At 60.3% G+C, this 23430-nt stretch carries 23 protein-coding genes and 1 pseudogene; 16 read left to right on the top strand and 8 right to left on the bottom strand.

Features of this window, described 5'->3' with window-relative positions; translation table 11 throughout:
* Positions 1-121: 121 nt before the first annotated feature.
* The 8 genes from AC244Q_RS35085 to AC244Q_RS35050 are packed head-to-tail and all read left to right on the top strand — an operon-like array spanning position 122 to position 9559.
* Positions 122-1228: an NAD-dependent epimerase/dehydratase family protein gene (locus tag AC244Q_RS35085; protein ID WP_128406515.1), complete on the top strand. Its 1107-nt coding sequence runs from the start codon at positions 122-124 to the stop codon at positions 1226-1228.
* Positions 1225-3267, top strand: coding sequence for an NAD-dependent epimerase/dehydratase family protein (locus AC244Q_RS35080; RefSeq protein ID WP_128406514.1), 2043 nt, complete (start codon positions 1225-1227; stop codon positions 3265-3267). The genes AC244Q_RS35085 and AC244Q_RS35080 overlap by 4 nt, the downstream gene beginning before the upstream one ends.
* Before the next feature lie 23 nt (positions 3268-3290).
* On the top strand, positions 3291-4370 hold the full coding sequence (locus tag AC244Q_RS35075) for a glycosyltransferase family 4 protein (RefSeq protein WP_128406513.1): 1080 nt from the start codon (positions 3291-3293) through the stop codon (positions 4368-4370).
* Positions 4367-5497 (top strand): CgeB family protein, encoded by a 1131-nt coding sequence (locus AC244Q_RS35070; RefSeq protein ID WP_128406512.1) that lies wholly within the window; start codon positions 4367-4369, stop codon positions 5495-5497. Before AC244Q_RS35075 ends, AC244Q_RS35070 begins: the two co-directional genes overlap by 4 nt.
* On the top strand, positions 5494-6582 hold the full coding sequence (locus tag AC244Q_RS35065; protein WP_128406511.1) for a CgeB family protein: 1089 nt from the start codon (positions 5494-5496) through the stop codon (positions 6580-6582). Before AC244Q_RS35070 ends, AC244Q_RS35065 begins: the two co-directional genes overlap by 4 nt.
* Positions 6579-7709, top strand: coding sequence for a CgeB family protein (locus AC244Q_RS35060; protein WP_128406510.1), 1131 nt, complete (start codon positions 6579-6581; stop codon positions 7707-7709). Before AC244Q_RS35065 ends, AC244Q_RS35060 begins: the two co-directional genes overlap by 4 nt.
* The gene (locus AC244Q_RS35055) at positions 7709-8764 is read left to right on the top strand and encodes a UDP-glucuronic acid decarboxylase family protein (RefSeq protein WP_128406509.1); all 1056 of its coding nucleotides are present in this window, start codon (positions 7709-7711) and stop codon (positions 8762-8764) included. Before AC244Q_RS35060 ends, AC244Q_RS35055 begins: the two co-directional genes overlap by 1 nt.
* A 33-nt stretch (positions 8765-8797) precedes the next feature.
* Positions 8798-9559 carry a TIGR04290 family methyltransferase gene (locus AC244Q_RS35050; RefSeq protein WP_003554680.1) on the top strand — a complete coding sequence of 254 codons (762 nt, stop codon included), beginning with the start codon at positions 8798-8800 and terminating at the stop codon, positions 9557-9559.
* A 42-nt stretch (positions 9560-9601) separates the two neighbouring features.
* Here the strand turns inward: AC244Q_RS35050 and AC244Q_RS35045 are convergent, their stop codons facing one another.
* On the bottom strand, positions 9602-10909 hold the full coding sequence (locus AC244Q_RS35045; RefSeq protein WP_245460475.1) for a cytochrome P450: 1308 nt from the start codon (positions 10907-10909) through the stop codon (positions 9602-9604).
* Positions 10910-11172: 263 nt separating this feature from the next.
* On the opposite strand from AC244Q_RS35045, the gene AC244Q_RS35040 reads away from it, so the two are divergent.
* Positions 11173-12273, top strand: coding sequence for a flavodoxin family protein (locus tag AC244Q_RS35040; RefSeq protein WP_128406507.1), 1101 nt, complete (start codon positions 11173-11175; stop codon positions 12271-12273).
* Positions 12274-12396: 123 nt separating this feature from the next.
* Positions 12397-12519 carry a hypothetical protein gene (locus tag AC244Q_RS35035; RefSeq protein ID WP_281024081.1) on the top strand — a complete coding sequence of 41 codons (123 nt, stop codon included), beginning with the start codon at positions 12397-12399 and terminating at the stop codon, positions 12517-12519.
* A gap of 30 nt (positions 12520-12549) precedes the next feature.
* On the opposite strand, the gene AC244Q_RS35030 is transcribed toward AC244Q_RS35035, so the two are convergent.
* Both AC244Q_RS35030 and AC244Q_RS35025 read right to left on the bottom strand, forming a co-directional pair.
* Positions 12550-13350, bottom strand: coding sequence for an SDR family NAD(P)-dependent oxidoreductase (locus AC244Q_RS35030; protein WP_012760329.1), 801 nt, complete (start codon positions 13348-13350; stop codon positions 12550-12552).
* Positions 13351-13556: 206 nt separating this feature from the next.
* Positions 13557-14078: a sigma-70 family RNA polymerase sigma factor gene (locus AC244Q_RS35025; protein WP_128406542.1), complete on the bottom strand. Its 522-nt coding sequence runs from the start codon at positions 14076-14078 to the stop codon at positions 13557-13559.
* A 458-nt stretch (positions 14079-14536) separates the two neighbouring features.
* On the opposite strand from AC244Q_RS35025, the gene AC244Q_RS35020 reads away from it, so the two are divergent.
* From AC244Q_RS35020 to AC244Q_RS35005, 4 genes are all read left to right on the top strand, one after another.
* On the top strand, positions 14537-15037 hold the full coding sequence (locus AC244Q_RS35020) for a YciE/YciF ferroxidase family protein (protein WP_003554693.1): 501 nt from the start codon (positions 14537-14539) through the stop codon (positions 15035-15037).
* A gap of 28 nt (positions 15038-15065) precedes the next feature.
* Positions 15066-15383, top strand: coding sequence for a hypothetical protein (locus AC244Q_RS35015; RefSeq protein ID WP_244432310.1), 318 nt, complete (start codon positions 15066-15068; stop codon positions 15381-15383).
* Positions 15384-15994: 611 nt separating this feature from the next.
* A complete protein-coding gene (locus AC244Q_RS35010; RefSeq protein WP_003554697.1) occupies positions 15995-16297 on the top strand; it encodes a hypothetical protein in 303 nt (100 codons plus the stop codon).
* A gap of 15 nt (positions 16298-16312) precedes the next feature.
* Entirely contained in the window at positions 16313-17407 is a 1095-nt protein-coding gene (locus AC244Q_RS35005; RefSeq protein ID WP_128406506.1) for a sialidase family protein, read from the top strand.
* Positions 17408-17775: 368 nt separating this feature from the next.
* On the opposite strand, the gene AC244Q_RS35000 is transcribed toward AC244Q_RS35005, so the two are convergent.
* The gene (locus tag AC244Q_RS35000; protein ID WP_244432311.1) at positions 17776-18102 is read right to left on the bottom strand and encodes a hypothetical protein; all 327 of its coding nucleotides are present in this window, start codon (positions 18100-18102) and stop codon (positions 17776-17778) included.
* 494 nt (positions 18103-18596) lie between these two features.
* Between AC244Q_RS35000 and AC244Q_RS34995 the strand changes: the two genes are divergently transcribed.
* Positions 18597-18836, top strand: coding sequence for a DUF6894 family protein (locus AC244Q_RS34995; protein ID WP_003554701.1), 240 nt, complete (start codon positions 18597-18599; stop codon positions 18834-18836).
* 1 nt (position 18837) lies between these two features.
* Here the strand turns inward: AC244Q_RS34995 and AC244Q_RS34990 are convergent, their stop codons facing one another.
* The 3 genes and pseudogenes from AC244Q_RS34990 to AC244Q_RS34980 form a co-directional block, all read right to left on the bottom strand.
* Positions 18838-19557: a Crp/Fnr family transcriptional regulator gene (locus tag AC244Q_RS34990; protein WP_017993235.1), complete on the bottom strand. Its 720-nt coding sequence runs from the start codon at positions 19555-19557 to the stop codon at positions 18838-18840.
* Between the two features lie 293 nt (positions 19558-19850).
* A complete protein-coding gene (locus AC244Q_RS34985) occupies positions 19851-20015 on the bottom strand; it encodes a hypothetical protein (RefSeq protein WP_012760333.1) in 165 nt (54 codons plus the stop codon).
* Positions 20016-20605: 590 nt separating this feature from the next.
* Positions 20606-20845: pseudogene (locus tag AC244Q_RS34980) on the bottom strand (HNH endonuclease); the annotation flags it as partial.
* A gap of 136 nt (positions 20846-20981) precedes the next feature.
* Here AC244Q_RS34980 and AC244Q_RS34975 point away from each other — a divergent pair.
* Positions 20982-21947, top strand: a complete 966-nt coding sequence (locus AC244Q_RS34975; protein ID WP_012760334.1) for a TIGR03885 family FMN-dependent LLM class oxidoreductase — start codon at positions 20982-20984, stop codon at positions 21945-21947.
* Positions 21948-22874: 927 nt separating this feature from the next.
* Here AC244Q_RS34975 and AC244Q_RS34970 read toward each other — a convergent pair.
* Positions 22875-23426, bottom strand: coding sequence for an NAD(P)/FAD-dependent oxidoreductase (locus tag AC244Q_RS34970; RefSeq protein ID WP_244432312.1), 552 nt, complete (start codon positions 23424-23426; stop codon positions 22875-22877).
* Positions 23427-23430 lie beyond the last annotated feature (4 nt).

Below are 23430 nucleotides of genomic sequence, written 5' to 3'. Positions count from 1 at the left end.
CGCCGCCGGATGTTCCGGATGATGTCAAAGAACATGTCAAAGAAGATGACATTGAAGCCGGAACAATCTTCGCCGCGCTTGGTTCGGCGGGTCATCTTCAACTTGAGCGAACGGAAATCAGATGGCGATGATCCTTGTAACCGGCGGCTGCGGCTTTATTGGAAGACATGTTGTCGAGGAACTTCTCGACAACGGCTATGAGGTGCGGGTCCTCGATGCGTTGATCGATCAGGTTCACGGCGATGCCGAAACGGCGCCGCCCGAGGCCGCCGAAATCATGCGCGGCGACGTTAGGGACAAAACCGCGGTCGAACGGGCTTTGTTGGGTGCCGATGGCGTCATCCATCTCGCCGCTGAGGTCGGCGTCGGACAGTCGATGTACGAGATCGCCCGATATGTCGGCGGCAATGATCTTGGCACGGCGGTCCTTCTGGAGGCGATGATCGGTCGCCGGCCCAAACGCGTTGTCGTCGCCTCGTCCATGAGCGTCTATGGCGAGGGCCGATATGAGACCGCCGAAGGCGCGCAACTCGATCTGGTCAGGCGACGCAGCGACCAGATCAGGGCCGCCCAATGGGATCCGCGTGGCGCTGACGGCAATGACCTGAGGCCGGTCGCGACGGATGAGGAAAAGCCCGTCGATCTCGCCTCGATCTACGCGCTAACGAAATACGCGCAGGAAAAACAGGTCCTGATCTTTGGCGAAGCCTATGGCGTGGAGGCAGTGGCGCTCCGTCTCTTCAACGTATTCGGCGCCGGCCAGGCCCTGTCCAATCCCTATACCGGCGTGTTGGCGAACTTCGCCTCGAGGCTCGCCAATGGCCAGCCGCCTATGATCTTCGAGGACGGCGAGCAGCGACGGGATTTCGTGCATGTGCGCGACGTGGCGCGCGCCTTCCGCCTGGCGCTCGAAAAACCCAACGCGCCGGGACATGTGATCAATATCGGCAGCGGCCAGGCCTATACGATCACCGAAGTCGCGACGCTTCTCGCCGACGCGATGGGCGTGCCGGAGATACGGCCCGAGATCATGAACAAGGCGCGCTCCGGCGATATCCGCAACTGCTTTGCCGACATCGCGAAGGCGCGCGAACTGCTCGGCTTCGAGCCGCGCTTCAAGCTGGAAAACACGCTCGGACCTTTCGCCGATTGGGTGAGAAATGCCGGAGCGATCGATCGCGGCGCGGAGATGAAACGACAGTTGGAGGAAAGAGGACTGGTATCATGACTATATCCGCGTTCTCCGCCGGCACCGGCACGTGCTCGAGACCCTATGGCTTCGTCGAGTGGTTTCGCCCTGGCGAATACGAGCGGACGTCGCAGACGATCGCCGACGTCGGAACAAGCGGCGCCAGCTACTTGCGCACGCATCTGTCATGGGCTGAATATCTGGCTCCGGGAGGCGAGGCATGGTTTGATTGGCTGATCCCGAAGCTTGGGCGCGAGATCGATCTCCTCCCCTGCATTCACTACACGCCGCCGTCCTTGTCCCGGACAGGACGGTCTTCCGGCGCACCGGCCGATCTAAAATCCTATGCCGACTTCGTCGATCACGTGCTCACCAGATATGGTCGGTATTTCAGCCATGTCGAATTGTGGAACGAGCCAAACAACTTGCTCGACTGGGACTGGCGCGAGGACAAGGACTTCCTGCTGTTTTGCGAGATGGTCGGCGCCGCGGCCTATTGGGCCAAGCATCGCGGCTGGAAGCCGGTGCTCGGGGGCCCGTGCCCTTTCGATCCCTATTGGCTCAACCTGATGGGCGAACGCGGCGTGCTTGGCGTCGTCGATGCCGTCGGCTTTCACGGTTTTCCCGGCACATGGGACAGCGAGGAAGGCACCTGGAGCGGCTGGGACATGCATCTCGGCGAGATGCGAAACATTATCGGACGCTTCAACGACAAGGCCGAGATCTGGATCACCGAAACCGGTTATTCGACCTGGCGCAACGACGAGATGGAGCAGGCGCGGCGTTTCGTGAAGGCTCTGAGCGTGCCGGCCGACCGGATGTATTGGTATTCCTGGCGGGATGTGCCGCCGGACGTGCCGGTGCAGGAGGGCCTATGGTTCGACCCGCGGCATTACCATCTCGGTGCCGTCACCCACGAGAACCAGCCGAAGCTGCTCGCGCGCCTGCTGATTGAAGGCGGCGTCGAACGGCTCGAGCAGGTCGCCCGGCTCGCCACCCCCAACGTCGCCAAGGGAGCCGCCCCGATCGTCATCACCGGAGGCTGCGGCTTCATTGGCTCCAACCTCGCCGACAGCTACCTCCAGGACGGTGAAGACGTCGTAGTGCTGGACAATCTCGGGAGGCCAGGCGTCGATCAGAACCTCGGCTGGCTGACCGAGAGGCATGGCTCAAACGTACATCCGGTGCTTGCCGACGTGCGCGACGCCAGAAGCATCGAGGCAGCCTTCGCCGATGCCAAGGCGGTCTTTCACTTCGCCGCCCAGACCGCGGTCACCACCAGTCTCATCCATCCGATTGACGACTTCGAGGCCAATGCGCGCGGCACGATCAACGTGCTGGAATCGGTTCGCAAGGCGGGCCGACGTGCGCCGGTGATCTTCGCCAGCACCAACAAAGTCTATGGCGGGCTCGACGACCTCGCCATGCGCGAGGCCGAGGATCGCTACCTGCCGGTCGACGCGACCGTCCGGTCATATGGCATCGGCGAAGACAGACCGCTCGATTTCTGCACCCCCTATGGCTGCTCGAAAGGCGTGGCGGACCAGTATGTGCTGGACTATGCGAAATCCTTTTCCATACCGACGGCCGTGCTGCGCATGAGCTGCATCTACGGCCCACGCCAGTTCGGCACCGAGGACCAGGGCTGGGTGGCGCATTTCCTGATCCGGGCGCTCGCCGGCGAGCCCGTCTCGATCTACGGCGATGGCAAGCAGGTCCGCGATATTCTTCACGTCGCGGATGCGGTTGCCGCCTATCGCGGCGTCCTCGATGGCATTGACGGGGTCAAGGGCCGCGTCTTCAACCTGGGGGGCGGTCCGACGAACGCCGTTAGCGTGCTCGCGGTCCTGCGCGAGATCGGCAAGCTGATTGGGCGCCCGGTCGAAACCTCCTTCGACGACTGGCGACCCGGCGATCAGTATTTCTTCGTCGCGGACACACGTAAGCTCCAGCACACCCTTGGCTGGAGCGCGCGTGTGGGATGGGAAAGCGGACTGCGGCACCTGGCGGAGTGGCTCATCGAACACCGTTTCGGCGGCCGACCGATCCTGCGCCGCGATCGAAAGGTCTCGGCATGATCCGTCGACGAAACCGAATATTGATGACCCTCGACGCGGTTGGCGGTGTCTGGCGCTATGCGATGGATCTCGGTGCCGGGCTTCGGCGCGAGGGGACGGAAATCGTCTTCGCGGGCCTCGGACCCGCACCGTCGGCAACACAGACCAGCGAAGCGACTGCGCTTGGGCAACTGGTGTGGCTCGATGCCCCTCTCGACTGGATGGCGGCGAGCAGGGCCGAAATATCTGCCGCGCCCGCCGAAATCTCTCGGATCGCCAGAGCCTATGGCGCCGATCTGCTGCATCTCAACCTGCCGTCCCAGGCCGCCGGGATCGATACGCCGCTGCCCGTTGTCGTGGTTTCCCATTCCTGCGTCGTCACGTGGTTTGCCGCGGTGCGCGGGACGCCGGCGCCCCCAGACTGGGCCTGGCAGCGCGACGCGAACCGTGAAGGTTTCGACCGCGCCGATGCCGTGCTTGCGCCAAGCAGGAGCCATGCGGATGCCCTGCGAGCCGCCTACGGTCCTCTCTCCCGGCTGAAGGTGGTCCACAACGCCAGTCGCGTCGGGTCCGACCCGCGTCCAAAGAAGATTTTCGTCTTCGCGGCCGGGCGCTGGTGGGACGAGGGCAAGAATGGCGCGGTGCTCGACAGGTCGGCAGCGGTGATGCCCCTTCCCGTCGTCATGGTAGGTTCCTGCTCGGGTCCCAACGGACAGCGACTGCAGCTCGACGACGCCGACGATCGCGGGCCGCTGCCTTATTCGAAGACCATCGCCTTGATGCGGCGCGCGCAAATCGTCGTATCGCCATCCATCTACGAGCCTTTCGGCCTGACCGTCCTGGAGGCGGCGCGATGCGGCGCGGCCCTGGCGCTATCCGATATCCCGACCTATCGCGAGCTATGGGATGGATGCGCGCTGTTCTTCGATCCGCATGATCCGAAGGCCTTGGCAGCCGCGTGCATGCGCCTCAGCGAAGACGAGCAATTGCGCGCCGCACTCGTCGTGCGATCGCTGGAGCGCTCGCGAGTCTTCAGTTTGGAACTGCAGACGGCAGCGGTCCTCGAAACCTATGCACGACTGATGAACGACAAATTTAACCTGGTAGCGGCGGAGCAATCATGAAATTTCTGTTTTACACCCATTCGCTGGTTTCCGACTGGAACCATGGCAACGCCCACTTCCTGCGCGGCATCATGCGGGAGCTGACCCGCCGCCATCACGAGGCGCTGGCACTCGAACCCGAGCAATCCTGGAGCCGCGGCAACCTGCTTAGCGATCAAGGGCCGACGGCGGTCGAGAAGTTTCACGACACGTTTCCGCAGCTGCGTTCGCAAATCTACGGAGCGCATTTCGATCACGAGGCGGCGATCGCCGAGGCCGACGTCGTCGTGGTCCACGAGTGGACGGAGCCGGCACTGGTGGAGCGGATCGGGCGAGCCCGGCGCAAAGGCGCTGATTTCACCTTGTTGTTCCACGACACGCATCACCGGGCCGTGTCGGCGAAAGGCGACATCGCCGGACTGACGCTTGAGGATTATGACGCCGTGCTCGCCTTCGGCGAGACGCTGCGGCAGCGCTATCTGCGGGCCGGTTGGGGCAGATCGGTCTTTACCTGGCATGAGGCGGCCGACGACGCGCTGTTTTATCCGAGACCGGAGATCGAAAAGACAGGCGATCTCATTTGGATCGGCAATTGGGGCGATGACGAGCGCTCCGCCGAGCTGATGGAATTCCTCGTCCGTCCCGCGCATGCGCTAGGGCTGAGGGCGACCGTTCGCGGTGTGCGCTACCCCAGGCAGGCGCTCGACGCTCTCGAGGATGCAGGCATCGCCTATGGCGGCTGGATCGCCAATGCGGAGGCGCCACTCGCTTTCGCCGACCACAAGGTGACCGTGCATGTACCGCGACGCCCCTATGTCGAAAACCTCCCCGGCATTCCGACGATCCGTGTCTTCGAAGCGCTCGCCTGCGGCATCCCGCTGATCTGCGCGCCCTGGCACGATGCCGAGGCGCTTTTCAGGCCGGGTAGAGATTACCTTGCCGCCAGGAATGGGACCGAGATGACCCGCCTGCTGCGCGAGGTGACGGCGGATGATGCTCTCGCGGCCTCGCTGATCGCATCCGGTCTGGAGACGATCCGGGCGCGGCACACCTGCCGGCATCGCGTCGACGAACTTTTCGCCATTCTGGAGCAATGCGGCACGGCGGGCGTCGTCGGGCGGTTGCAAGCCAAGGAGGCCGCCGAATGAAGATCGCCTTTTACGGATCGAGCCTGGTTTCCGCCTACTGGAACGGCGCCGCCACCTACTATCGCGGCCTGCTGCGCGCTTTGGCGCGGAAGGGCTACGACATCACCTTCTACGAGCCAGATGTTTACGACCGGCAGAAAAACCGCGACATCGATCCGCCGGAATGGTGCAAGGTCGTCATCTATCAAGGCACTATCGACGCGCTGAGGCAGGTGACGGCGGCCGCTGCCGAGGCCGATATCGTCGTCAAAGCCAGCGGCGTCGGCTTCGAGGACGATCTCCTGCTGCAGGAAGTCCTTCGCCATGCCAGGCAAGGGGCTTTGAAGATCTTCTGGGACGTGGATGCGCCGGCAACGCTTTCCGAGCTGCGGCAGAACTCCGAGCACCCGCTTCGCAAATCGCTGAGCCGGATCGACCTCATCCTCACCTATGGCGGCGGCGACCCCGTGATCGACGCCTATCGCGGCCTCGGGGCAGCCGACTGCGTGCCGATCTACAACGCGCTCGATCCTCAAACCCATCATCCGGTGCAGGAGGAGGCGCGGTTCACCGCGGATCTTGCCTTTCTCGGCAACCGTCTGCCCGACCGTGAAGCGCGGGTCGAGCAGTTTTTCCTCGAACCCGCGGCCCGCCTGCCGCGGCAAAGCTTTCTGCTCGGCGGGTCCGGCTGGAGCGACAAAGCCTTGTCGTCGAACATCGTTCACGTCGGGCATGTCCCGACCCGCGACCACAACGCGTTCAACGCGACGCCGAAGGCGGTGCTCAATATTTCCCGTACCAGCATGGCCGAAAACGGTTTTTCGCCGGCAACCCGCGTTTTCGAAGCCGCAGGCGCCGGCGCCTGCCTGATCACCGACTACTGGCAAGGCATTGACCTGTTTCTGAAGCCCGGCAAAGAAATCCTGGTGGCGCGCGACGGCCAGGATGTCGCCGATCTTTTGACCGGCCTGACATGGCAGCAGGCCAGGGCGATCGGACAGCGGGCGCTAAGACGTGTGCTTGCCGAACATACCTATAGCAATCGCGCCGAGACCGCCGATGCCGTCTTCCGCGTCCGCGCAGCGCGAGCGGAGGCGGCCGAATGACCAATCCGCTCGATATCCTCATCCTCGGCCTCTCCTTGTCGTCGTCGTGGGGCAACGGTCACGCGACGACCTATCGCGCCCTCATCGGCGGCTTGCACGCCGGGGGGCATCGAGTGTTGTTCCTGGAGCGCGACGTGCCCTGGTATGCGGCGCACCGAGATCTTCCCGATCCCGACTTTTGCCAGCTCGTCCATTACAGCGACATCGAAGAGATGATCGAAAACCATGCCGATCGGATCAAGGCGGCGGACGCGGTCATCATCGGCTCCTACGTTCCATCCGGCGTGGCGGTTATCGACAGGATCGCCGCCCTGAAGCCCCGACGGCTGTGCTTTTATGACATCGACACGCCGGTGACGCTGGCGAAGCTCGACCGCGGCGACGAGGAATATCTGGCGCGCCGACAGCTTGCGACCTTCGACGCCTACTTCTCGTTTTCGGGCGGTGACGTGTTGGCGGGTCTCGAGCGCGGATACGGCGCGCGCAAGGCGATCGCTCTCTACTGCTCCGTCGATGCGAGCCGATATCGGCCAACGGACGAAGCCTTCCGCTGGGATTTCGGCTATCTCGGCACCTATAGCCCCGACCGACAGCCAACGCTGGAGCGGCTGCTGATTGAGCCTGCCAGGCAACTGCCGCATCTGAGCTTCGTGGTCGCCGGTCCTCAATATCCTGAAAATATTGACTGGCCGGCGAATGTGGAGCGGATCGAACACCTGCCGCCTGCCGATCATCCGAGCTTCTACAGCCGGCAGCGTTTCACGCTCAACGTCACGCGAACCGACATGATCGCAGCGGGCTGGTCGCCGAGCGTGCGGCTATTCGAGGCCGCTGCGTGCGGCACGCCGATCATCAGTGACGAGTGGCGCGGCTTGAACGAGTTCTTCGCCGACGGTCAGGCGATCATCATCGCCAAAGGATCGGGGGATGTCGTCGACGCCCTGACAACCATCGCCGCCGCGGGGCGCCGTGCGCTCGCATCGGCCGCCAGGGCGACGGTGCTTGAACGCCATACCGGCGAGGTGCGCGCTCGTGAACTCGCCGCCGCCTTGCGAGAACTGCCAGAAGAAGGGGGAGAACGACAATCGTCCCCAGCCTCAATCCATTTCAGCTTAGGAGACGCATGATGCTGCAAAGGACGCGAAACGGAAGAGTAAAGACCGTGCTTGTCGCCGGAGGAGCCGGTTTTGTCGGTTCTCATTTATGCGATGCGCTGCTGGCCCGCGGCGACCGGGTGATCTGTGTCGACAGCTATATCACCGGATCGGAGGACAATGTCCGGCCGTTGATCAACCATCCGAAGTTCCATCTGATCGAAAAGGACATCTGCCATCTCTATGGTGTCGACGAGCATTTGGACCAGATCTACAACCTCGCGTGCGCGGCATCGCCCCCACAATATCAGGCGGACCCGGTGCATACGATGATGACCTGCGTTGCCGGCACCGGCAATTTGCTTTCGCTGGCCGAACAGCATCATGCCTCGCTCCTGCAGGCGTCGACGAGCGAGGTCTACGGCGACCCCGTCGAGCATCCGCAGACAGAGGATTACCGCGGCAATGTCAGCTGCACAGGCCCGCGCGCCTGCTACGACGAAGGCAAGCGGGCGGCGGAAGCGCTTTGCTTCGATATGCTGCGGGCCGGCAAGGTGGACGCACGTGTTGCCCGCATCTTCAACACCTATGGGCCTCGCATGCAGCCGAGTGACGGGCGGATCATCTCCAATCTGCTGGTGCAAGCCATATCAGGCGCGCCGCTGACGATTTATGGAAGCGGCGACCAGACGCGTTCCTTCTGCTTCGTCAGCGACCTCGTTGCGGGCCTGATGGCGCTGATGGATGTCGATCCAAATCCGGGCGTCCCGGTTAATCTCGGCAATCCCGGCGAGTTCACGATCAACCAGCTGGTGGACATGGTGCTGGCCATGGTGCCGTCGACATCCGTCGTCGTCCACAAGCCGCTGCCGCAAGACGACCCACAGCGCAGACGGCCCGATATCTCACGCGCAAAAGACCTTCTCGGCTGGCAGCCGACGATTCCGCTTGCCGAAGGTCTACGCCTGACGGCCGATTGGTTCATCGCCGCGGCCCGTCCAGACGGCGACTTCGATGACGCGCAAGTCACGCGGCGCTCGACTTGGCGACGGCGCGCAAAAGCTGGACGCGCCGCGATTGGCATCTGACTCGAGAGCGATAACAGACAAAGGAGAGCCGAGATGGATGCAGCACAGCCGACGAGAGATCCGAACCTGCAAAAGCGGATCCAGCAACTCGGGCCGTGGTTTCAGAATTTGAACATCGGCGGCCACATGACAGCGGCCGATCATTTCCTCGGAGATTATCCCACCTTCAAATGGAAAGGGTTCCAGCATGTCCTGCCGGCCGATCTTAGTGGCCTCAGCGTGCTCGACGTCGGCTGCAACGCGGGTTTCTATGCCCTCGAGATGAAACGGCGCAACGCCGCCCGTGTCGTCGGCATCGATTCCGACCCACGCTACCTCGCGCAGGCCCGCTTCGCGGCGGAACAAGCGGGAGCGGAGATCGAGTTCCGGCAGATGTCCGTCTACGACGTCGCCCGACTGGGTGAAACATTCGACCTGGTGATCTTCATGGGCGTGCTCTACCACCTGCGCCACCCCCTGCTGGCGCTGGATCTTCTCTATGAACACGCCGTCGGCGACATGATGCTGTTCCAATGCCTCCAGCGGGGCGACGAGCGCGTTCCCGACCTTAGGGAAGATTACGACTTTTCCGAATGGAGCATCTTCGACCAGCCTGAATATCCGAAGCTCTTCTTTGTCGAGGAACGCTACGCGTCGGATCCGACAAACTGGTTCATCCCCAACCAGGCGGCGGTCGAGGCGATGCTGCGCAGCGCCGGCTTTCGAATCAACGACCATCCGGAACGCGAGGTCTATCTGTGTCGACGAGGCCAACGCCATTATGCGGTTGAGCCGCCTCCGGTGGCCGCACCTTGAAAGACTCGTTTCGTCGGACCACAGCTGCGCCAAGCACGGATTTCAATGAGGCGGAAAGCCTGCCGCAGCATGCGGTGCACGGGCTTTCACCGGCCGCTTGCTCAGCCGCAGCCGAATATCGAAATGGTTGAGGGTGCCGGGCAGGTCGTCGACTGTCAGAGACGGCTGAAGCAGCGTGATATCCGCCTCCGACAACAGCGCGCCGATGGCGAAGCTTGCAATCGCTGGTACGAGATTGTGGGCTGGACAAATGGCAGCACCAGCGCTGAAAGGTACGAATCCGACTGTCGGCAAGGTGTCGTTGCGCCCCCAGATACTTGGTTCCATCCGGTTTGCATAAGCCAGTTCGGGATCACGGTGAAAGAAGGGCGCGAAAATGATGACGCCCGTGCCGCGCACCACGGTCCTGTCGCCGGATTTGACATCCTCGGTCAGCTCTCTGAGAATGACGGGTGTCGTCGGCCAGAGACGCAGAGCCTCGAGCAGGCAATTGCGCGTGAAGGGACGATCAAGGTCGGGATCTTTAACTTCGTCAACGGCGTTGGCCCAGTAGCTCGGATGGCAGGCAAGCAGCGCAAGCGTCCGGAAAACGGCCACTCCAGCAGCGTCGAAGGCAAACAGCCATTGGGCCACCTGACTTTCTAAATCAAAATCGCTGCCTTTCGGCAGCCGAGCAATCAGGCTGCCCTCCTCCGGTTCGCGCAGATATTGGCCGAGCTGCTGCTGAAACTGCCGACGCTTGCGCCGATCGATGGAAGCTGCAAAAGCCCAATTCGCCCGACTTCGAAGGTCGTTCAAGGTCTTCGTCAAAGTGACGTCGTTGCGCGCGCGATCGCCGAGTACGGTGCGGCGAACAATCCGGAACCAGGCTCGCGAGAACGCAGACCAATCGAGTTCGTTCGGCCGGTCGGAACCGATACCGTCCAAAATCTCCAGGAGTTCGGAATCGACGATTGTCTTGAAGCCGGCCGAAGATGGATGCAGCCGGTCCGCGCTTGCCAAAGCATGTTCATGGATCGGCCGAAGCTCGGCCCGCCGCGCGGCATCTGAGATCAGCACGTTTTTCGGTTCGAAATGCGCAAGAGCGGAGCGCTTGACCCGGGTTGCCGTGGCAAATGGCTGGACTGAACACTCGAGCACCGTGGAGACGTCGGAGGGGTCGAACACCAGCAGCTGCGGCCGGAACGGGACAGGCAAAAGCAGAGGCTCCCTGCCATATTTCTTCACCAGCCGCTGCATCTGACTGACAGCACCCGTGTCCAGATCCTGCCGCTGTGCCAGGCGTTCCATGATCGGGCGGCGAATGATGACACCTTTGGCAGCCGTCGGAACCATGACAGCCGCAACCACACGCAAAGTGTCGATCCAGCTGGCACGATTTATCCGGACGAAGCCCGCGGGTCTTTCCCTGGAAAAGATGGCTCGATTGCGAGAATTCATGATCCCGAAGCCCTTGCTGCATGGAGTAGCCGATCGGCCTTATTTCCGAACCGGGACAACGGCCGATTGTTCCGGGCTGATCACCGATCCTCGATAGACGATGCAACTGGGAGGCACCGGAACAGAAGCCGGCTCACCGCGTTGTTTCGAGCGCATGAATGCGTGGAGGCCCCATGCCCGACGAACCAGCCGCGAACGCATCTGACCTCGAACCGCGAAAAGGCAGCCCGAGCCCTCGCCTCGACGAGCGAGAATTCAAGAGGCGTTTCCTAAGCCAGTTCAAGGATCGGGTTTACGACACACTGGATAACGAACTCGGCAAGGTGGCCGCGGCCGCATGGAATGCATACGCCCATTCGCGAAAGAGCCCGATAACCAAAAAGGCTGGACCAGGATTTGCCGATCGCGACTATGATCTTGGCGTCGATTGGCTCGAGGCGAGAGATCAAATCCGCGCTGCGCAAGCGCGCTTCGAGGACGAAAACGCGCCATCGCGCGTCCTCCTCGTCAACGGCTCGTCGCGAAGCGAACATACCTGTCCGGGCGAGATTTCGAAAAGCTTCCGAATGGTCGAGATCGCCAAGGAAGTGTTTGCCGAAGCCGGCCTAACCGTGAACGTCCTCGACCTCAGCCGCATCGCTTCCAAATATGGCCGACAGATCCATCCGTGCAAGGCGTGCTTCTCGACATCGGCCGTGCTCTGTCACTGGCCGTGCTCCTGCTACCCGAACTACTCCCTCGGACAGATCCACGATTGGATGAACGAAATCTATCCAATGTGGGTCGAGGCGCACGGCATCATGATCGTCAGTCCGGTGAACTGGTACCAGACACCCTCGCCGCTGAAACTGATGATCGACCGGCTTGTCTGCGCCGACGGCGGCAATCCAGATCCGACGAGCACGCATGGCAAACACGCCAAGGAGGCCAAGGAGCTTGAGATGCAAGGATGGGACTATCCCCGCCATCTTTCCGGCCGCTTATTTTCTGTCGTCGTCCATGGCGATACCGAAGGCGTCGAAAATGTCCGCCGCAGCGTCTCGGATTGGCTGACGTCGATGGACCTCGTCCCGGCCGGAGCCTTGGCCGAGGTCGACCGTTACATCGGTTATTGGGAGCCCTACGCCACCAGCCACGACGCCTTCGAAAAGGACACCGCTTTTCAGCAAGAGGTGCGCAATGCCGCCAGAACCCTGTTGGAGGGAATTACCTCACGACGCAATGGCAAGATGGTCGCGGCGGGAAGACGGTTGAAGCAACCGCGTGAGAAGTGAGCGACTGGATTGGCGAAACGACGATGACAGGGTTCTATTTTCATATTCGGGACGGCGACCAAGTGGAACGGGATCTCGAAGGAATCGAATTGCAACGTTGAGGCTGCCGAGCAGGAAACGTTGATGGCCGCCCGGGAAATGGTCGCAGAATTGGATGCAGGGACAGCCCATTCAGGGCAAGATAACGAGATCGACGATGAGAACGGCAACCGTGCGCTCGCGGCGCCGTTCCTGTCGATCGATTGAGAGGTCCGGTCAGGCATGCCCGCAACGTGGTTATTCCTTGCCCGAACCTGGCTCAGCCATCTTGGCGTGCTGATGCGCAAGGATGCTCGCGGGTGTCACGTTGGCGACGGCCGCCTGGAGCTTGTTCTTCCAGCCGCTGACGACATCTCCTTCGCCGTCCATCATGGCATCGAAGCCGATCTTGGCGACTTCGGCCGGATCGTCTTTCTTTGCCTGTCCGACCGAGGTATCCATGAGGTCGGCGCGTCTGAAAAATTCCGTGTCGGTCGCGCCGGGCATCAGGCAGCTGACGGTCACACCCGTTTCCTTCAATTCCTCTCGCAACGCGAAGGAGAAGCTGTTGATGAAAGCCTTCGTGCCATTGTAGACGGCCTGATAGGAACCGGGCATGAAGCCGGCGATGGAGCCGGTGAGGAGAATGCGACCCTCGCCGCGGCTGCGCATCAGGTTGCCCACCTGCTGGACGAGATAGATGGTGCCGACGATATTCGTATCGACGACTTTCCGGGCCTCCGCGAAATCCTGATCGAGGAAACCCTTGCCGAGGCCGCGCCCGGCATTGGCCATTAGCAGATCGACCGAACGTCCGGAAGCTGCGATGGCTTCCATCAGCCGGTCGACGCCATCCTCGGTTGAAAGGTCGGTTTCGATTGCCTGGACCGACGTGCCAAACTCCTTCAGGCTCGACGCTGCCTGCTGAATGCGTGCCTCGTCGGCGGCGACGATCAGATCATAGCCTTCCCGCGCCGCGCATTTGGCCAGCTCATAGCCAATGCCGGTCGAGGCGCCGGTGACCACCGCGAGACCCTTGCCAAGTTCATGCTTATCCATGTTTCTTCTCCTAGACTTCGGAAAAAGGTGAAGCCACCGAACCTGAAAAGCGAAGATATGTTCCGGCGAGGGTGCGAGACGCAGAGGCCGCAACAGATCCTGTACATGGCGCGCGCCATGTTCAACCGCGATAAAGAGACGGCTATGCGAACCCGCCGGCCCCATTCTTCCCATCCCGACGTGACGAGTATCGGAAGCAGGAGCGCTCAGTCGATCAGCTGGTTCCCAAGCAGCGAATGCAAGGTTTCGCGGGCCCGGCTGACGCGGCTTTTCAAGGTGCCGATGCGGCAGCCGCAGATCCTGGCGGCATCTTCATAGCTCGTTCCGGCGGCCACCAGCGTCAACGCGCGGCGTCGGTCGTCGGAGAGGCGCGTCATTGCTTGTCGCAGCTCACGCTCGCGAAGCGCCCACTCCTGGCTCGGGGCGACAGAGACCTGTTCCATGGTCACATCCATTCCGACCGGCTCGCGCTTCCGCCGACGATAATTACTGCAGAACGTATTTCGAAGGATGGTGAAGAGCCAGGACTTGAGAGAAGTGCCTGGATGGTACAGCTGGATCGAATTCAACGCCTTCAGCAGCGTTTCTTGCACGAGATCATCGATGTCGTCCTCACTACGCAGGAATCTTCGGGCAAATGCGCGCAACGCCGGTGTCAGTTCGACAATCTCCAGCTCGACCGAGGATGTTTCTTGCGACGCGGGACGTTGTGAAGATAGAGCCGTCATTTTTCTCTCCTGGGATGAAAGAAAAGTTCCAAGCATCTGAATCGTTGCTGTACGATACCGGACGAAATCTCGTTTTCGCTCATCGGCGGACCGCCTCCAAGTCAACTGAACGCATGAAGACGCCGGAATGCTGTTGCGGATCGCCCAAAGGCATCGCTGGAAGGCGCCGATCCGGACTCGAAACGACGATCCGGCGAAAATCGTTCCCACGCGATGCCCCCACAGCTTTGATAACATTCACGTATCCGGCGAGCTCCGTGCGTAACTGCCATATTCCGTGAAAAGATAGGCGCCGCAGGAACAACAAACGTCGGCAATGGTTTGATCAATCGCCGACCGCAACCCGAGTCGGTCTCGTCCTTGGCCGGACAGAGATGGCGCCGCCATTACGGGGGCGTCATCTCCGCGCTAATGTTCGACCGAGCGAGAGCCCATCAACACGCCATAGGAGGACGCAAATGGCAACCGAGAAGACGCTGAACGATCTGTTCCTCGACACGCTCAAGGATATTTACTACGCCGAAAAACAGATCCTGAAGGCGCTGCCGAAAATGGCCCGTGCCGCCCAGTCGGAGGAAGGCAAGGCCGGTTTCCTGCAGCATCGGGACGAGACCCAGGCACACGTCGAACGTCTGGAACAGGTTTTTGAAATGATCGGCAAGCCGGCACGTGGCAAGACTTGCGAAGCCATTCAGGGCATCATCGCCGAAGCTGATGAGATCATGGACGAGTTCAAGGGCACGGTCGCCCTGGATGCCGGACTGATCTCTTCGGCGCAGGCCGTGGAGCACTACGAGATAGCCCGTTATGGCACGTTGATCGCATGGGCCAAGCAGCTTGGCTTCAAGGAGGCCGTCCCGCTACTGCAGGCAACGCTTGCGGAAGAAGAAGCGACCGACAAGAAACTTACGCAAATCGCCGAGACCTCGGCAAACGTAAAGGGAAAGCGCGCGGCCTAATACGGCGACGCGCCTTCACGGCCGCCGCATGGCGGCCGTTCATCGTTTGGCTCTTGTGCCCCGGCTCGGCGATCGGGCAAGCGCCGCAATGCTAGATGAGTTGGATATGAGCGTAATTAGTTTCGATAAACTGCGCGATACCCGCGAACGGCCTGACGCTCAATTCGTCCGAAAAGACGAACACGGGCAGACAATGTATCTCTTCGCACTGGAATATGAGATGGGGCCATCGACTTGGTCCGCCAAGATCTGGGCGTATTCATTCGAAGATGCCGAAATGCGGGTGAAGGCAATGCGTGAGAGCCTTGCGGTCTGCGGTCAGATGCATGCGTCGATAGGCGCTTAGCCTAGTGAAACGCAATCGATCGACGGTGGACAGCTAGGTGTGACTCATCCTAGCGACCGATGCTTTCAAGGTTGGCGCCAGTTCACCATGTCCTAAGACAAAAAGGCGTTCCTGCGAACGCTTTTCGTGGCGATATATTCGACATGGACGGCTCCGCGATCGCTTGGGGGATTCCCGCGATGTGCGATGGTCGGATTGGCTGTCTGATTTGGACTCCGCTCCGAGGAGCGGTTCATCGTCGCATGCGCGTTAGGCGATTTGGGAGTTCGCGATGCTTGAGTCATCCAGCCTTGAACCAGAGCTTTTCTACTGGGCCAGACGCCGGGAAGTGGAAAGTGCCTGGGAAGTTGTGCAAATTTCGACCGTGATTGGGGGGACGTAAAGAGGCGCAAGCAGGAGCGACCGGGGCCAATTATAGGCGTGGCTCCCTCGTCATCTTTAAGTGACGAAACTTGCTCGCGCGGTCGTCATGGATCCGCGGTGGAGGGGCCCTTTCAGCGCTGGCACTCACGTCGACCTGCTTGCGATCGTAAAGAGCACCAGCGGCTCCGCAAGCCGACCCCAATCCAACGCCGTCTTATGTCGATGTCTGGCGACAAGGAGAACTAGACATGCACTTGATACAGCTATTTATACCGGCAGCGCCGCAATCGACGATCAAGATAGAAGACGTCATCGCGAAAGTTCAACGCGAGATGACGGAGCGCCATGGCGGAGCGACGGCATACCTCAACTCGCCAGCAAAGGGGCTTTGGTCCAACGGCGAGGGGGCGGAAGAAGAAGACGTCATCGTAGTTGAAGTCATGGTGGACACTCTCGATAGGGCCTGGTGGCGTCGATATCGTCGCAACCTCGAACAACTGCTCAGACAGGATGAATTGCTGGTGCGGGCGATTCCTGTCGAGGCGCTCTGACAACTTGGTGCCCCGATGGAGACGCAATTCCGCAAGCTCGAGGTCCACCGCAAAGGCGACGAGTTCGCAGGCTGGCCGGCGAATTATGGTCTCTGGTCGTGGGGTGACGAGGTGGTCGTCGTTTTCGCGCGCGGCAAACTCGGAGCGAAGGGGGAGCTTCACGAACTGGACCGTGATTACCCATTCGTGCCTTGGCAGGCACGGAGCCTGGACGGCGGTCTGACCTGGATGAGCGAGCGGTTCTCCGGTCGCGTGCCAGGTGGGATGTCACTTTCGGCCGATGAGCACTTGAACGCCGATCTCAAGGTTGGTGTCCGTCTGTCGGCTGATGATGAACTGCGCTGCCTGGAACAACCCATAGACTTTCTCGATCCAGAGACGATCGTCATGTGCGCTAGAACCGATGTGCAGGGCGATGCTGTGAGTTGGTTCTATGTCAGCCGGGATCGGGCACGGACATGGCGGGGTCCATATCCTTTCACCGGTCTGGACATTCCGATTTCCGCGCGAACCGATATCGTTCCTATTGGGAGGAACGATGCGCTCTTCATGCTAAGCACCTCCAAAGAGGATGGCGCGGAAGGCAGAGTGTTCTGCGCCCGCACGGCGGACGGCGGGCGCAGCTTCGTCCTTCAAGGCTTTGTCGGCCCAGAACCCGAGGGCTATTCGATCATGCCGGCATCGACGCCACTTTCCGGTGGCGCCATTCTGACGCTGACGCGCTGCATGGGGACAGGCGGCGACAAGGGTTGGATAGAAGCCTTCACTTCCGATGACCAAGGGAAGACTTGGACGCGGAAAGGCCGCGTCGTCGACAATACAGGCAGCAACGGCAATCCGCCCGCGCTCGGGCGGATCGACGGCATGCTTCTGCTCGTCTACGGTTACCGTGACCCGCCATTTGGCATCAGGATGCGCGTGAGCTGCGACGACGGCCAGACATGGGGCGCCGAGAAGATCATCCGAAGCGATGGCGGCACGGCCGATCTCGGTTATCCTCGCGTCGTCAAGCGCGATCAAGCTTCCATACTGGCCGTCTACTACTTCAACGACGGTGAGGGGGAGGAGCGCTACATCGCAGCCTCCATTGTCGCGTCGATCGGAGATTGAGAAGGGAGTGCGAGTGTGCGCGCATCCCAATCGGCACCCTGTACCTGTCGGGGCCCTGAAGGCGCGTTCCAGCGGACCAAATGCCTGGCAAGCCTCGTTCCATCCAATCCACCGGATTTTCTAAGAGATTTGTCATATTCCTACTTCGGCATTGCTTCGATAGGGGCGAGCAAATGGAATCGCGCCGGGGTTCGTCCATGTGAGAACGTCTCGCTCCTTTGATCGACTGCCGTATATTTCCAGGCTGCCTAGGCCTAGCTAGGACTAGGGTCGCGAGGTCGTCGTAGATCAGACGCGACAGCGCCGAAGATCAGCGAATCTGCCTAGATGTTCCGTCGCCGAGCGTGACAGCAATCGCCTCGAGTGAACTATCCTCGCCGGGTCGATTTTCTATGGCGAACCCATAAATAGACGATGAGACCGAACATGGCGAAACAATACCAGCCGAAAACCAACCCCAGGACCCATAGTTGGTCGCCGCCACGAAGCGCGAAGATCGCCGTGGCCAGGGCAATGTGAGCAACGACAAAGCCAATCGCAATGAACAGCACCCAGCGCAATCCTTGTTGGTTGTTCGATCGTACGAAAAACAGCCGCCATTTCCAAGATGGGTCAGCCCCCCGTTTGAAAGCTGGTAAATGCCAAATTAGGAAAAGCGTCCTGTCCGCCTGGGATAAATGGTCGAAGGGCGTCAACGATGATCACCACTTGGAAAAGTCGCCGCGATGCGATGGTGGTGGTTGCAATCTGTCGGAATCACGTCGTCTCGGTGTACCGCCGTGCTCGTCGCAATATGGGCCAACGCTCAGGGCACTCCTCTTACATTTCTCCGGTGGCAGAGCGCGGCAGCAGGCTTCCGGTCCGCAGCCGCGTGCAGAGCGAACTGAGGAACTCTTCCGTCGTAAGCAGATCGAGCTGGACGGAAAGTCTGTCAGCAGCTCCGCTCTAGAACCAGCAGAAAGCCTGGGCCGTTGAAGAACATATCCCCCTGGGCGTGCCGGGATCGACTTCCACTGCCCCGCAAAAATGAACACGTAACCCACCAAGTTCTCAACGCCAACCACCGGTGCGTTTCCGCAAGGCTGCCGCGTTCAGATCGGCGATGACGAAAGCATGCCCAATGCTGTTGATCTGAACGCCGCGGAACGGCAAGATAGGCGACTTGTCCTTCCGGGCTTTGGGATTTCGAATGCCACGCTTCTACTTCAACATTCTGTCTGAAGCAGGATCGCTCGACGACTGGGAAGGAACCGAGCTTGCCGATTTGGATGCCGCTCGCGTTGAAGCGGTGCGTGATGCGCGGGCATTGATGAGCAGTGCCGTGCTGCTTGGATATGACATTTCGTCAAGAAGCGTCGAGATCAGAAACGAAACAGGCGATATCCTGCTCGTGTTGCCCTTTGCGGAAGCGGTGAAGCCAATGGGCTGATCTACCTGGCGCCGAGCGGAAGACCCAGCAACCTCTCATATTCGCGCTCCGGCACTCCATAACAGCCACCGGCGATTTCGATCAATTTTTCCCTGTCCACTATTCGCACGTTTCCGCGGGTCGATCGGATGGCGTGGACGCCCTCAAGCACGTGTAGCTCATTGGTGACGCCCGAACGCCGGACACCGAGCATCAATGCCAGAAATTCATGGGTAATGGCCAGGTCATTGCCTTCGAGGCGGTCGTGACACATCAGGATCCATCGAGCCAGCCGCTCATGCATATTGTAGCGGGCGTTGGCGAGCGCCGAATGGGCGAGCTGCAGCACGGTTGTGTGAACATAGCGAAGGAAGAAATCCTTCATCTCGGGATCATCGGCGAGCGCGCGCTGAAATGTCTCCATCGGCACCATAATCCCCGACCCCGCGACCTGCATGAACGTGCGCGTGGGGGTGGTCTCTACCGCCAGGACGACGTGCATGCCGGATGCGCCCTCGCGCCCGATGTGGCCAATTTCCACAACTTCTTCGTCGATGCTGCTGACAACCATGGATGCCAGGCCCCTTTCCAGGAAACAAACATGCGTGGTCGGCACGTCGCTGGCGACAAGAACGTGCCGCAATGGAAGGTCGATGCGCTCCATCGCTCCCGAGAGGCGTGCGAAACCGTCTACGCTCAACAATTTCAGTAGAGTGTTCTCGACGGTCGATTGGTGGGGCATAGCAGCTCCGCGTGGGGAGCTTGGATGTCAAGCCAAACGCCTGTGGGTGTGGTGAAAGCTACGGGACGCCCAAAGATTTGGCTATAGGTCCCGCGAAAGTGTGCGTTTATGACAAAACCGCACATAAGCCACTGACATTGTTGATGATCAGCGACGATAGACCGGCACCGACGTTCGGTGCCGACCAAGAGAGCTTAGCACATCTTGCCTCGGCATGCGCGCTCATTGCGAAAGGACGAGCGATTCACAATACGAATATCTGCCCCTCGTCGATCGTTGAAAAGAAGTCGCAATCAATCTCGCCAGCCAAGTCGGCGGCAATGCGCTTCGGCGATCAGGACGGCCTCCTTTCGGTCGGCATAGGGACCTGGCAGATAGACCGTGGCTCCGCGGAAACTGACGATCACCGCCTTTGTCACGCTATCGAAGACGATAGCCATATCCCGCTCGTAGGCCATTTGCTTTCCTGACGGCGCTTACCCCATCGAGATGTGCTCTTTTTTCGAATGAAACAAGGTGCCGACACGGCGATTCTTCAGGCGCGGGAGCTTTTCGCGGCCTTGGACCGAAGCGGCGAAACGACTGGTGTCACTGGCGGTCCATCTACCGACTGGTGCAGAAACGCACAGGAACTTTTCTGACTATCTGTCGTTGGGCCACAAGGATCGCACAGGTCCCCCTCTTTTAGCGGGGCCGTACGCCAACCCTTCCTTCCTGTGCGATCCGTTCGTTCCCAACCTCCCCCGCTTCGGCGGGGCTTCTTTTTGGTGCACAGCGCGCAGGGCGAAAGCGGACCGGCGTTCATCGCATTAACGGGCAGCGGCACGAAAAGCGCATTGCCAGGTCGCGCCGCTCGGATCCATTTCTGTGATCCGGAATTCTCCGATACCGCTGAGCCCGTCCATGGAATCCTAGAGTTCACGCGTGACCGTGTGAGGGACGTGCTCCCGAAGGCGGACGTGGTCAGTTGATCGAGGATCTTCAGCTACCTGACCTTGACGATCGGGGTGTACTCGCCGCTGTCAACGCTGGAAAAGCTTCTTCATTTTGCGTGCCGCGCCATGAGGATTTCGAGATCATTCGACAGGTCAACGGGGCCAACATCCAATGAGCGGTCCCGGCCAGCGCAATCCCGTTGGAAGAATAGCAGAGTTTGTTTCCACCTGGCGGAGATGAGCCGCATCTGCCTCGGCGCGGCCTCCACCAATGATTAGCTTCAAACCCATGATCGCAATCTCTTGTCGTAGGTTTGTGGAACGATACGGCGCAACAGGCGGTCACGAACTATTCAGGGCCAGCTGCATAACTCGACCCCGCTAACGGCAGCGGAACAAAGGGTTTTTTCGGCGGTTCATGACTGCATGTCATAGGCTGCAAGGTATTTCTGGATTGCCAAAGCATTGCCTTGATCACGGGGAGCCCAAATGCTGATAGGTTATCATGCGTCGCATGAGCAGTTCTCGCCCAGCGAACTCTTATGCTTTGTTCAGGCTGCAGAGCGCGCTGGTTTCGGTGCCGTCATGACGTCCGACCATATCGCGCCATGGAGCGAGGAGCAGGGAAATTCGGGTAACAACTGGGCCTGGCTCGGCGCAGCACTTGCAACGACATCGCTGCCGTTCGGTAGTCTCGCGATCCCCGGTGGCTGGCGCTACCACCCAGCCCTACTTGCGCATTTGGCCGGCACCCTCGCCGAGATGTACCCGAACCGTTTTCGATGGATTGCAGTCGGTAGCGGTGAAGCCCTGAACGAAAGCGTCGTGGGCAGCGGCTGGCCCGAAAAAGCAGAACGCGACGCGCGGCTTCGTGCCGGTGCCGGGATTGTCCGGGATCTCCTTCGCGGAGAAACGGTCACCGTTCGTTATCCCTGGTTCGCGGTGGAGGAAGCCAAGCTCTGGTCCCTGGCTGAGCGGCCGCCAGCGATATTTGGCGCCGCCTTGAGCGCCAAGACGGCAGGGTGGATGGGCGACTGGGTCGACGGCTTGATAACAGTGCGGAAATCCAAAGAGAGCATGCAAGAGCTTGTCGGCCGCTTCGAAGATAATGGCGGCCACGGCAAGCCGCTCGTCTTGCAGCTTCAGGTTTCGTGGGCAATGTCGAGGGAGGAAGCGCGTCTGGCGGCCTGGGAGCGGTGGCGCAATGCGGCCGTGCCACCGACTGTCTTAGCTGACCTGAAGCGCCCCAAGGACTTCGACGAGGTGACCAACACCCTCAGGCCCGAGGACATAGAAGAGTTCGTCCCACTAATTACAGAAGGATCCGAGCTGCTAGAAATCATCAGTGAATTGGCATCATGCGGATTCGAGGAAGTCTATTTGCACAATGTTTCCTTGGATCAACATGGCTTCATGCGGTTCATGGCGCAGGAAGTCTTGCCGCATATCCGCTAGGCCACGTCATCCGCCAGGAGGCGATCAAGCAATCTCCTGAAGTGGCGGGTGATACCCACAGGCATCAACATAGCGCCACCTCTTCTCCTGTTCGAAAAGTTTGGCTGCTTACTGAGCGCAAGCCTGACCCTGGGGGGTCGCGTCGCTTAGACCACCTTGGGTCTGGACGGAGCCCGAAGCGGTGGAGCTCGCAGGATCACTGCCGCCGCTGCAACCGCCTGGCATGGTCGCGCCCATTGATCCATTCGTCGTGCTGCCCGTGGAGGTTGGATCGGATGTCATCGGCTGCATTGTCTGAACATTGGCACGACCATCGGTACCAATGGCATTGGGTTCCGTCGTGGTTCCAGCTCCGGTGCTGGACTGAGCAAAAGCGCTCGTGGCCATACCGGCCGCGAGCATTGAGGCGCAGATGAGCTTGATATTCATCTTTTTCGTTTCCTTCGTGGTTTACGTTGCGGCCCTCGAACATCAAGATCACTCTTCTGTTCCCAATTATCTGAAGCGTAAGTATCGATTGCACGCACCAAGACAGATACGCGACCCACAGCGGGACGACCGAGTTGACCTGTGGCATCCGCGGTCGTCTTGCTCGAATGAGACAAGGACGCTGGTCGGAATGGCGATGGGAGGCAAGCGTCAGAGGGTGACCCACTTCGGGCCCGCGCGCTGACCGAAACCTGCACATGTATTCAAATGGCCCTCGCTCTCCCAGAAGCGTGTCTTGCAGCGAGGATTTTACACAGCTTGCGGATTCCGCGGGAGGACAAGCAGCCGCCTGGAAATTCCGCGCTCTCACCTTCAGGGTGTCGATGTGCAGATCCGGAATTTATCCCGAGGCGGAGACTATGCCGAGCCCGTTTCCTAAAGCTCGAGATTTCCGGTAAAGCCGCGTGGCAAGCTCGGCATAATATTCAGGCTCCGCTGTTACAATTTAGCGGAGACGAGCATGACCCCCGGGGTAGTCATTGCCCCGCTGAACCTCCGACTCATACCTGAGGCCACGGATGACACATCGTTGCCGTCTACAAGGCGCGTGTCGAGATCGTGGGCAGCGGCGATCTTCATGAAGTCTTCGAACGCAGCCATGTCCTTGGCCGTCCGGGCCACATAGGTAACGCCAGTTTGTCGGAGGCCGATGTCTTCAAGACATTCGTCCGCCAACTGTTGCCAGAGGCGGCAGGCTTCGATCACTATTGGCAGCTCGTCAGCGTCTCGCCCTTGCTTTCGTATCCAGCCCCAGTTGCGCGAGGACTCTTCGGCGGCAATGCGTCCTTTCTCAAGCAATGTCACTTGCACATCTCGATTAGCAAGGAAGATGGCGGTGCACACTCCGACAATTCCGCCTCCGATGATCACCACCTCGGAGGCATTAGGGATCGGAATGCTGAACGGGATCGGCTTCGGAGAAGGGAAACATTGGAATCTTTTCTTGATTGGCTTCCGCTGATCCCTAGCTCGTAGGCAATAATCGTTCAAGGTA

It is taken from the genome of Rhizobium sp. CB2179 (assembly GCF_057653455.1).
Note: the sequence above shows the minus strand (reverse complement) of the source record. Positions and strands in the feature narration are given on the sequence as shown.

Coding starts and splice junctions, on each gene's coding strand:
- AC244Q_RS34995 (WP_003554701.1), top strand. CDS start 18,597: ATGCCACGCTTCTACTTCAACATTCTGTCTGAAGCAGGATCGCTCGAC.
- AC244Q_RS35065 (WP_128406511.1), top strand. CDS start 5,494: ATGAAGATCGCCTTTTACGGATCGAGCCTGGTTTCCGCCTACTGGAAC.
- AC244Q_RS35005 (WP_128406506.1), top strand. CDS start 16,313: ATGGAGACGCAATTCCGCAAGCTCGAGGTCCACCGCAAAGGCGACGAG.
- AC244Q_RS35020 (WP_003554693.1), top strand. CDS start 14,537: ATGGCAACCGAGAAGACGCTGAACGATCTGTTCCTCGACACGCTCAAG.
- AC244Q_RS35050 (WP_003554680.1), top strand. CDS start 8,798: ATGGATGCAGCACAGCCGACGAGAGATCCGAACCTGCAAAAGCGGATC.
- AC244Q_RS35030 (WP_012760329.1), bottom strand. CDS start 13,350: ATGGATAAGCATGAACTTGGCAAGGGTCTCGCGGTGGTCACCGGCGCC.
- AC244Q_RS34975 (WP_012760334.1), top strand. CDS start 20,982: ATGCTGATAGGTTATCATGCGTCGCATGAGCAGTTCTCGCCCAGCGAA.
- AC244Q_RS35025 (WP_128406542.1), bottom strand. CDS start 14,078: ATGACGGCTCTATCTTCACAACGTCCCGCGTCGCAAGAAACATCCTCG.
- AC244Q_RS35060 (WP_128406510.1), top strand. CDS start 6,579: ATGACCAATCCGCTCGATATCCTCATCCTCGGCCTCTCCTTGTCGTCG.
- AC244Q_RS35010 (WP_003554697.1), top strand. CDS start 15,995: ATGCACTTGATACAGCTATTTATACCGGCAGCGCCGCAATCGACGATC.
- AC244Q_RS35080 (WP_128406514.1), top strand. CDS start 1,225: ATGACTATATCCGCGTTCTCCGCCGGCACCGGCACGTGCTCGAGACCC.
- AC244Q_RS34985 (WP_012760333.1), bottom strand. CDS start 20,015: ATGGCCTACGAGCGGGATATGGCTATCGTCTTCGATAGCGTGACAAAG.
- AC244Q_RS35055 (WP_128406509.1), top strand. CDS start 7,709: ATGCTGCAAAGGACGCGAAACGGAAGAGTAAAGACCGTGCTTGTCGCC.
- AC244Q_RS35085 (WP_128406515.1), top strand. CDS start 122: ATGGCGATGATCCTTGTAACCGGCGGCTGCGGCTTTATTGGAAGACAT.
- AC244Q_RS34990 (WP_017993235.1), bottom strand. CDS start 19,557: ATGCCCCACCAATCGACCGTCGAGAACACTCTACTGAAATTGTTGAGC.
- AC244Q_RS35070 (WP_128406512.1), top strand. CDS start 4,367: ATGAAATTTCTGTTTTACACCCATTCGCTGGTTTCCGACTGGAACCAT.
- AC244Q_RS35015 (WP_244432310.1), top strand. CDS start 15,066: ATGGCGGCCGTTCATCGTTTGGCTCTTGTGCCCCGGCTCGGCGATCGG.
- AC244Q_RS35075 (WP_128406513.1), top strand. CDS start 3,291: ATGACCCTCGACGCGGTTGGCGGTGTCTGGCGCTATGCGATGGATCTC.
- AC244Q_RS35040 (WP_128406507.1), top strand. CDS start 11,173: ATGCCCGACGAACCAGCCGCGAACGCATCTGACCTCGAACCGCGAAAA.
- AC244Q_RS35035 (WP_281024081.1), top strand. CDS start 12,397: ATGGCCGCCCGGGAAATGGTCGCAGAATTGGATGCAGGGACAGCCCAT.